The organism is Pseudarthrobacter sp. B4EP4b (genome assembly GCF_006680095.1).
GTDB lineage: Bacteria > Actinomycetota > Actinomycetes > Actinomycetales > Micrococcaceae > Arthrobacter.
On sequence record NZ_VHIJ01000002.1, the window covers coordinates 156,060 to 165,010 of the forward strand.

8 protein-coding genes and 1 pseudogene are annotated in these 8,951 nt (G+C 67.1%); 7 read left to right on the forward strand and 2 right to left on the reverse strand.

Annotated features, from left to right (window positions below):
- Positions 1 to 40 precede the first annotated feature (40 nt).
- Positions 41 to 652 (forward strand): hypothetical protein, encoded by a 612-nt coding sequence (locus FNL14_RS01625; protein ID WP_142057086.1) that lies wholly within the window; start codon positions 41 to 43, stop codon positions 650 to 652.
- 10 nt (positions 653 to 662) lie between these two features.
- On the opposite strand, the gene FNL14_RS01630 is transcribed toward FNL14_RS01625, so the two are convergent.
- On the reverse strand, positions 663 to 1,331 hold the full coding sequence (locus FNL14_RS01630) for a PAS and ANTAR domain-containing protein (protein WP_142057088.1): 669 nt from the start codon (positions 1,329 to 1,331) through the stop codon (positions 663 to 665).
- Between the two features lie 373 nt (positions 1,332 to 1,704).
- On the opposite strand from FNL14_RS01630, the gene FNL14_RS01635 reads away from it, so the two are divergent.
- The 3 genes from FNL14_RS01635 to FNL14_RS01645 all read left to right on the forward strand — a co-directional run bounded on the left by FNL14_RS01635 (position 1,705) and on the right by FNL14_RS01645 (position 5,115).
- Entirely contained in the window at positions 1,705 to 3,879 is a 2,175-nt protein-coding gene (locus FNL14_RS01635; RefSeq protein ID WP_142057090.1) for a heavy metal translocating P-type ATPase, read from the forward strand.
- Positions 3,880 to 3,999: 120 nt separating this feature from the next.
- A complete protein-coding gene (locus FNL14_RS01640) occupies positions 4,000 to 4,428 on the forward strand; it encodes a DUF6153 family protein (protein ID WP_142057092.1) in 429 nt (142 codons plus the stop codon).
- 72 nt (positions 4,429 to 4,500) lie between these two features.
- Entirely contained in the window at positions 4,501 to 5,115 is a 615-nt protein-coding gene (locus FNL14_RS01645; protein WP_142057094.1) for a DUF305 domain-containing protein, read from the forward strand.
- A gap of 124 nt (positions 5,116 to 5,239) precedes the next feature.
- Here FNL14_RS01645 and FNL14_RS01650 read toward each other — a convergent pair whose 3' ends face one another.
- Positions 5,240 to 6,460: an FAD-dependent oxidoreductase gene (locus FNL14_RS01650; RefSeq protein WP_142057095.1), complete on the reverse strand. Its 1,221-nt coding sequence runs from the start codon at positions 6,458 to 6,460 to the stop codon at positions 5,240 to 5,242.
- Positions 6,461 to 6,639: 179 nt separating this feature from the next.
- Here FNL14_RS01650 and FNL14_RS01655 point away from each other — a divergent pair, with 179 nt between their 5' ends.
- From FNL14_RS01655 to FNL14_RS01665, 3 genes and pseudogenes are all read left to right on the forward strand, one after another.
- Positions 6,640 to 7,296 carry a low molecular weight phosphatase family protein gene (locus FNL14_RS01655; protein WP_142057098.1) on the forward strand — a complete coding sequence of 219 codons (657 nt, stop codon included), beginning with the start codon at positions 6,640 to 6,642 and terminating at the stop codon, positions 7,294 to 7,296.
- A gap of 189 nt (positions 7,297 to 7,485) precedes the next feature.
- Positions 7,486 to 8,661: an LCP family protein gene (locus FNL14_RS01660; RefSeq protein ID WP_142057100.1), complete on the forward strand. Its 1,176-nt coding sequence runs from the start codon at positions 7,486 to 7,488 to the stop codon at positions 8,659 to 8,661.
- Positions 8,662 to 8,692: 31 nt separating this feature from the next.
- Positions 8,693 to 8,951, forward strand: a pseudogene (locus tag FNL14_RS01665) (LytR family transcriptional regulator); the annotation flags it as partial.

An 8,951-nucleotide genomic window follows, 5' to 3' on the forward strand; every position in this document is an offset into this window, starting at 1 on the left:
ATCGGCCGCACCCCTGAGGAGCGGCCAGGACGGACGAGTCATGCACAACCGCACACCAATGCTGGCAGCCCTGGCACTGTGCTCCCTGCTGCTTACTGGCTGCGCTGGGACCGCAGCGTCCGTGGGAGTGGTTCCCGCACCGGCGTCGGACGCCACGTCACAGCCCGGGCACGCCAGCCATCATGCCGGCGGCACCTCCCCCCGCGCCTCCGCCAACGGCCCCAGCGACGCCGCGAAAATGGTGTGCGGGGACCAGCCCATGGACCGGCTCACCGCCATCCTGCGCCTGGAAGAGGACCCGCACACTGTGAACACCTGGGCGGACAGCACCTTCACCTGCACCTACCACCTGGCGGCGGGTGCACTGGAGATCTCCGTCAAGGAAGCGGCGGGGCAGGCCGCGGCGATGAAGTACTTTGATGCCATGCAGGCACTGGCCAAAGACGCGCGGCCCATCCAAGGGCTCGCCAACCTGGGCTTTCCGGCGTACGAAACAGCGGACGGAACGGCAGTATTCCAAAAGGACAATTTTGTGCTGCAGGTGGACGCGTCAGGCCTTCCGGCAACGCTCGGCCCGGACGCCATCACCCGCAACGCCCTGGCCTACCAGCTCTCCACCACCATCCTTGCGTGCTGGGTGGAGCACCACTAGGACGCAGGTCCTACCCTGCCTTACGGCGGGAGCCCGCTTTGCTGTCGTAGGCGATCGCTCTAACGGCGGCGTCGAGGTACCCGCCCGCCGCCTGGGAATTGGCCAGCCGCACCAGTTCGGCGGCCACCACCACCAGCTTGACGTTACGGTGGCTGCTGGTGCTGACGAGCACCTTGAAGGCCTCCTCCGAACCCATTTTCAGCTGGCCCATCAGGATGCCCCGGGCCTGGTCGATCACGCTCCGGGTGGATGTGGCCCCGGCCACCGCTTCCCGGGCAGTCTCCTCGGTTTCGCGCTGGAGCGTTGAGGTGAGGTCGATCATGACGCCTTCCAGGGCGGTGACAGTACCGGCGTCGTCCACTATGGCCTCGCCGGACGTAAGCACCCGGCGTGTGCGGCCGCGGGAGTCGATAATCCGGTGGTACATGCAAAAGTACCCTCCGGTGCCAACAACCTGGGCCACGATCTCTTCGCAGCGGGCCCTGTCCTCGGGGTGCTTGTGCGAGTACAGCAATTCCACGGTGGGCACTACTTCGCCACGCTCGTAACCGTGCAGCAGGAACATGCCGTCCGACCAGCGGAGCTTCCAGGTGTCCAGGTCCACATGGAACGTCCCCGCCACACACGGGTTTTCTCCCAGAGCGCTCGAGTACGTGTAGGGGCCGCTCAACTCACCCATGGAGCCAACCTCCGGTTCATCACCCAGCCGCCCAGCATGGGCAGGCACCATTGCCGTTGACACAAGTATGGCCGTGAACGCGCCGCGGGGATAGGCCGGGATGCGTTTACGATTTCGACGGGACGGTGCGCAGGTTCAGCTCCAACCCTTGACTCCGATACCCCCAGGGGGTATATTTCCGAGTGTTGTCAGTGAAGTGGTATGTCCCGGCTGGTGCACCGCACCCGCTTTCACAGCCGTTCCAATCCAGCGACGCCCCATCACCTTTAGTGCTGATCCCGGCGACGCCCCACCACCTTCCGCACGAACTGCCGCAACGCTCCATCAGCTGTCTCCCGGAGCGGCGGCCGAAACGTCCTCCAAGGAGGAACAGATGCAGGACCACAGGCACCATCACGACGACGACACCCCGGCCAGCGCCACCCTCACCGAGGCGGAGCGTGCGTCAGCCCCTGCCGCGGCTGCTGCCCCCGGGCATGGGCCCGAGCACGGGCACGAGCACGACCACGAGGCCCAGCAGCACGCCGGACACGACGACGACCACATGGTCCACACCCACGGGCAGCATGCCGGGCACAGCACAGCCATGTTCAAGAACAGGTTCTGGCTGACACTGGCGCTCTCCCTTCCCGTGGTCTATTTCAGCCCCATGGTGGGCCACATCCTGGGTTACATGGCCCCGATGTTCCCCGGCTCCGCCTGGATCCCGCCGGTCCTGGGAACGGTGATTTTCCTCTACGGCGGCCAGCCGTTCCTCAATGGCGGGCTGCAGGAGCTGAAGGACCGCCGGCCCGGCATGATGCTCCTGATCGGCATGGCCATCACCGTGGCATTCGCCGCGTCCTGGATCACCAGCCTGGGAATCGGCGGCTTCGACCTGGACTTCTGGTGGGAGCTTGCTTTGCTGGTGGCCATCATGCTGCTGGGCCACTGGATCGAGATGCGGGCCCTCGGTTCAGCGCAGGGCGCGCTGGATGCACTGGCTGCCCTGCTGCCCGATGAGGCCGAGCGCATCACGGACAGCGGCACCGAAACCGTGCCGGTCTCCGAACTTCGCCCCGCTGACCTGGTGCTGGTCCGCTCCGGCGCTCGGATGCCGGCCGACGGCACCGTGGTCCAAGGCCAGGCTGAGTTCGACGAATCCATGATCACCGGTGAATCCAAGACCGTGCCCCGTGGACCCGGCGACGCCGTGGTGGCCGGGACCGTTGCCACGGACTCGAGTGTCCGCGTCCGGGTGGACGCCGTGGGCGAGGACACCGCCCTGGCCGGCATCCAGCGGCTGGTGGCCGAAGCACAGGCCTCCTCGTCGCGGGCCCAGGCCTTGGCCGACCGCGCTGCGGCCTTCCTGTTCTACTTCGCTGCGGGCGCCGGCGTCATCACGTTCATCGTATGGACGCTGCTGGGCAGCATCCCCGAGGCCGTCACCCGGACCGTCACGGTGCTGGTCATCGCCTGCCCGCATGCCCTGGGCCTGGCCATTCCGGTGGTCATCGCTATCTCCACCGAGCAGGCTGCCCGCGCCGGCGTCCTGATCAAGAACCGGATGGCACTGGAGCGGATGCGCACCATCGACGTTGTCCTCTTCGACAAGACCGGCACCCTCACCACCGGCGAGCCGGAGCTGAAGGACGTGGCCGCCGCCCAGGGCGTGGAGGCCGATGAGCTGCTGGCACTGGCCGCCGCCGTCGAGTCGGACAGCGAGCATCCCGTGGCCCGGGCCATCGTCCGCGCGGCCCGGGAGCGGAACCTGGCCCTGCCTGCCGTGACCGGATTCGCGTCGCTGACTGGCCGCGGCGTCCGGGCCGCCGTGGACGGCCGAACGGTGCACGTCGGCGGGCCCGCGCTCCTGCGCGAGCTGGGCGCCGTCGTACCTCCTTCCCTGGCGGCCACGACGCGCGGCTGGATGGACCGCGGTGCCGCGGTCCTGCACGTGATTGACGACGGCGGCCGCGTCCTGGGCGCGGTCAGCCTGGAGGACGCGGTGCGGGCCGAGTCGCGGCAGGCCGTGCGCGCCCTGCAGCAGCGCGGCATCAAGGTGGCCATGGTCACCGGCGACGCACGGCAGGTGGCGCAGGCCGTCGCCGCAGAGTTGAAGATCGACGAGGTGTTTGCCGAGGTCCTGCCCGCGGACAAGGACAAGAAAGTGGCCGAGCTCCAGTCCCGGGGCCTGAAGGTGGCCATGGTGGGCGACGGCGTCAACGATTCACCCGCACTGGCCCGCGCCGAGGTGGGCATCGCGATCGGAGCGGGGACTGACGTAGCCATGGAATCGGCCGGCGTGGTGCTGGCCGGGAACGACCCCCGCGCCGTGCTGTGCATGGTGGATCTGTCCCGGGCGAGCTACCGCAAGATGTGGCAGAACCTGGTGTGGGCCACGGGCTACAACATCCTGTCCGTGCCGCTGGCCGCCGGCGTCCTGGCCTTCGCCGGGGTGGTCCTCTCCCCTGCCGCCGGTGCCGTGCTGATGTCCGTTTCCACTATTGTGGTGGCGTTGAACGCCCAACTGCTGCGGCGGGTCCGGCTCAACCCATCCGAGGTACGTTAGACCGACGCCCGCTCACTTGTGGCCGCCGTTCCCCCCACGCGCGCTCACTTGTGGCCGCCGTAGCCCTGACGCCCGCTCATTGTTGGCCGACCCGCCCGTCCCGGAAAGGAGGAATTGTCCATGACTGCAACCATTCGTCGCCTGGCGTCCCTCCTCGGCGTCGCGGCGGTGATGGCCGTTGTGCTGGCCGTCATGGCCGGGATCCTCGGGATGCACGTGATGACGGCCGCCCACTCGGCGCACACATCCCACGCCGTGCTCCAGGCCACGGATTCCTCCCCGGCCGCCGATACGCACGGGTCCGCCCACAGGGGCCACGCCACACCGCCAAGCCTGGCGACGGAGTCCTGCTTTGGTTCCTGCCCGGAGATGCAGGATGCGGGACCGATGTGTGTCCTCTTGGCCAAGACCGCATCACTGACTGTCTTTCCGCCCGACGGGACTGCCCACGTGGAACCCAGCCACGCCGCAGGTGCCAGTCCGGCAGCTTTCTACTCCTACATTCCGACAAGTCCAACGCCCTGCGAACTGTCCATCAGCCGAACGTAGAACAGGACGGTGCAGCGCACCTCCGCGCACCATCCTGGCCACGTTCAACTACATTCCTGAAGGACTTTTTGCATGAAAACGATGATCAAAACGCTCTCCGCCGCGGCCGCCCTGGCAGCTTCGCTGGGCCTCGCCGGCTGCGCCGCCGATTCCGGAACCTCCGGGGGCATGCACTCCACCCACGCCGGTTCGAGTCCGATGTCCAACACCATGCCGGACGCCAATGCCGACCATAACCAGGCCGACGTCATGTTCGCCCAGATGATGATTCCGCATCATGCCCAGGCGGTGGAGATGAGCGGGATCGTCCTGGCAAAGCCGGACGTGCCTGCTGAGGTCACCGCGCTGGCCACCAGGATCAAGGACGCCCAGGCACCGGAGATCGAGACCATGACCGGGTGGCTCACTGGCTGGAATGTCCCCACGACGGCCTCCGACCATTCCGGGCACGGCATGTCCGGAATGGTGGACGCGGAGGGCCTGACTAAACTCAAGGCCGCCCAGGGAACCGAGGCCGGCAGGCTCTTTATGGAGCAGATGACCGGTCACCACGAAGGAGCCATTGAGATGGCCAAGGACGAAATCGCCGGGGGCAAGTATCCCGCGGCCATCCAACTGGCCCGCGAGATTATCACTGCCCAGGAAGCGGAGATTGCCCAGATGAAGAAGCTCCTGGCCGCCCTCTGACCCTCTCTCACTTAACGCAACAAATCGGCCAACGCTCGCTCACTTTCTTTAGGAAAGTGAGCGAGCGTTGGCCGGAAAACCGCATCAAGTGAGCGAGCGTCCCATGGGCACCGCAACGACCGGGTCAGGTGCTGTGGTGTTTGACGTGCTCGGGGCGGATTCCTATTCCAATGAACCTGGCGGTGAGCCGGCGCAGCAGCGGCGAGGCGGCCCGCAGGAGCATCACGAACCAGCGGGGTGCAATGCGGTTTCCGTTGGTAGCCCTGAGCAGCACCCGGTGTCCGTTGCGCTGGAGCTGCTGCATGATCTTCACCGGCATCTCCCGCCGCCGCTGGACGGCAGCGAGTTTCCCGACGGGAGCAGTTCCACCCGCAAGATCCTCCCCGATGGCGTTGGCCAGTGCCACGGCGTCCTGGATTGCGAAGTTGACGCCGACGCCGAACATTGGCGACATCGCGTGGGCAGCGTCGCCGATGGCCATGAATCCGGGACGGTACCAGCGCCGCAGCCGGTTGATCTGGACGGAAAGGAGTTTCACCTGGTCCCAGTCCGTGAGGTTGCCGACGACGGGGCGCAGGATCGGCGCCGCGCCGGTGATCCGCGCCTGGAGGGCGTCGATCTTTCCTCCGCGGAGCTCGTCAAAACCTCCTTTGCGGATCACCATCCCGGACTGGTACCGGTCGCCCCGGTCGATCGTGAGGACCAGCCCCTGCGCGGAGATGTATCCGAGGGTCGGGGGCGGAGGGTCCGGCGGCTTGGGCAGGTTGAACCAAAGCACGTCGATGGGTACGCCGAAGTCGTCGGGAATCAACCCGGCCGCATGACGCAAGTCCGACGCGCGTCCGTCGGCAGCGACGGTGAGGGTGGCACGGATCTCCAGGCCGCCGTCGGCCGCGAGGGCCCGGACCCCGCGCACCTGGCCCTGTTCGATGATGAGTCCGGTGGCCTCGGTGAGCATCCGCAGCTCGAAGTTGGGGAACGTGTGCGCCTCGCGGGCGAGGAAGTTCAGGAAGTCCCACTGGGGCGCGAGGACCAGGAAGTTGTCCGGCGCAGGGAGGGTGCTGAAATCGGCCGTGGTGATCCGATGGCCGTCGATGACGATATCCAGGGTGGACAACTTGCTCAGCGGCAGTTCCAGGAATTTGTCGCGGAGCCCGAGTTCGCCCAGCAGGGTCACGGTGGAGGGATGCACGGTGTCGCCCCGGAAGTCGCGCAGGAAGTCGCCGTGTTTTTCCAGGACTGTGACCTGCAGGCCCTGCCTCGCAAGCAGGTACCCCAGCACCATGCCCCCTGGGCCGCCGCCGGCAATGACGCAATCCCGTTTGATCTGGCTGTCCACAGTCATATCATCGTGCTTCCGTCCCTCGGGTGATAGAGCGTTGCCGGGAAAGCGGCCAAAAGTGATGGGGCGTCGGTTGGGAAGCGGCCAAAAGTGAGCGGGCGTGCGGGGTGGGGCGGCCGGCGTCGGGCTGATGCATGTTAAGTTGAAAAGCACGGAGGCACCGGCTGGAAAGAGAATCTCCCTTGGACTCACCCGCACCAGTAAGAATCCTGACCGTCTGCACGGGCAACATCTGCCGTTCTCCGGTGGCCGAGCGGTTGCTGCAGGCGGGGCTGAACCAGGTGCTGCCGGGCGGTTTCGAGGTGCGCAGTGCAGGGACCCGGGCCATGGTGGGCGACCCCATCCAGCCCATGTCGGCCGACATCATCCGCACCTTCGGCGGGGACCCGGAGCAGTTCGCCGCCCGCCAGTTGACGCCCAAGATCCTCCGCGGGGTGGACCTGGTGCTGACCATGACCTCCGGGCACCGCGGCGAAGTCCTGCAGCTGGACGCGTCCCTCCTCAAGCGCACCTTCACCATCCGCGAATTTGCCCGCATGCTCGATGTCCTGGACCAGCGCGCCGAGGCCGCCGGCAACCCATCAGAGGGAATGGACGACGACGGCGATCCGCTCGCTGCGAACCACGCCTTCTGGCGCGGCTTGCCTGCGCGGGCGGCAGCTGTGCGCCACTTGTCACTGCCCGCGGACTCGGCGGAGAACGACATCATCGACCCGTACCGCCGGGCGCCGGAGGTGTACCGGCAGATGGAGGACGAGCTCGCGCCGGCCATCGTATCCATCCTGCGCCACGCACGACTCAACGCCCCCGTTCGCTGGAACGGTGCGCCGACGCTCTAGCGTTCCGGGAACCCGCACTGTTCGAGCGAACCCGCGCACCCGCGCGCCCGTGACATTGCTGCCGCCTGCCGGGACCACCTGACCGCCTGACCCCCTTGCCGCCGTCGTCATTCCCGCTGCGGGCAAGTGTGCGGGTAATCTGTGGATTCCCCCGATGTATCGCCTTTCCGCCGCTGCTAATTTTCGGCAATGGGCAGCCAGCGAAAGCATCCCGGCACGCAATATCCCGGTCCCAACCCCCGGGCTGCACGCCGCCGGCACCCCTTGCGGACCATCCTCCTGGCGCTGCTGGCCGTAGCGATCCTGGTTCCGGTTGCCGCCGGCGCCTACCTCTACAACCTGGGCCAGATCTACCAGTCCAAGACCAACATCATCGCAAGCCCCTTTCCTGCCGAGTCCACCCGGCCCCAGCCGCACGCACCGGGACCAGAAGCGGCCGGATCCGGAGGTCCAGGAGGCGCTCCGGGGGCCGGCGCAGCGGCCGGTGCGGCCCCCGGAACGGCGGCGGGGACAGCGGCGCAGGAAGCGGACCCCTATGCAGACGCGGCATTGAACATCCTGGTGATGGGCAGCGACAGCCGTGGCGCCACAGCGGACGAAGCCCTGTCCGGCGCCAACTCCAACCAGCGCGCCGACACCCTGATGCTGGTCCACATCCCCGCAGACCGGTCCAGGATCTACTCCATCTCGCTGATGCGGGACCTGTGGATCGGCATCCCGGACCACGGCCAGGCAAAGATCAACGCAGCCCTTGCCGTCGGGGGCGTACCGCTGATGGTCCAGACCGTAGAGGCTCTGTTCCAGCAGCGGATCGACCACGTGGCCATGATCGACTTCGAAGGGTTCAAGGGCATGACCGATGCCTTGGGCGGGGTGCCCGTGAACGTCCCCGAGCCGTTCGTCTCGCGCCACGACAACTTCGGCTTCAGCGCCGGAACCCAGACGCTGGACGGCGAGCATGCCCTTGAGTTTGTCCGCGAGCGCTATGCCTTTGCCGACGGCGACTACCAGCGGGTCCGCAACCAGCAGGCATTTGTGCGGGCACTTTTCGCGAAGAACCTCAGCCCGGAGACCCTCCTCAACCCGGTGAAGCTCCACAACGTCCTCAGCGCCATGGCCCCGTTCATCAGCGTGGACAGCGGACTGGACGCGGCAACCCTGGCCCGGCTCGCCCTGGACCTGCGCGACGTGCGGGCCGGCGACATGGTGATGTTCACCCTGCCCACACTGGGAATCGGCACCTCGGCGGACGGACAGTCGATCGTCCTGCCGGACCCCTGGGCGGTGGAAAGCATCTCGCAGGCCCTGGCAGATGACAGTTTGGACACGTATGTAGCCAGCGGAGCCCTCGCGGGCGGACACTGATCCCACCAAACGCACAATGAGGTGAGGCACAATGAGCATGCCAGGCGGTTCTGAGCCCTCCGGCACCACCCCTTCCGGGTCCCATCCGCACGGCCTGGGCTGGGTGGCGCATGGACGTCGGCGCTGGATCGCCGCCCTGCTGGCGCTGGCACTGGTGGCGGTTGCCGTCGTCGCGATCGTCAACCTGAATAACGCGGGCAAAGAGACGCAGCCCGCAGCAGCTCAAACCGCTTCCCCAGCCGCAAGCCCCGTGGATACTCCGTCTGAGACTCCCTCCGACACACCCCCGC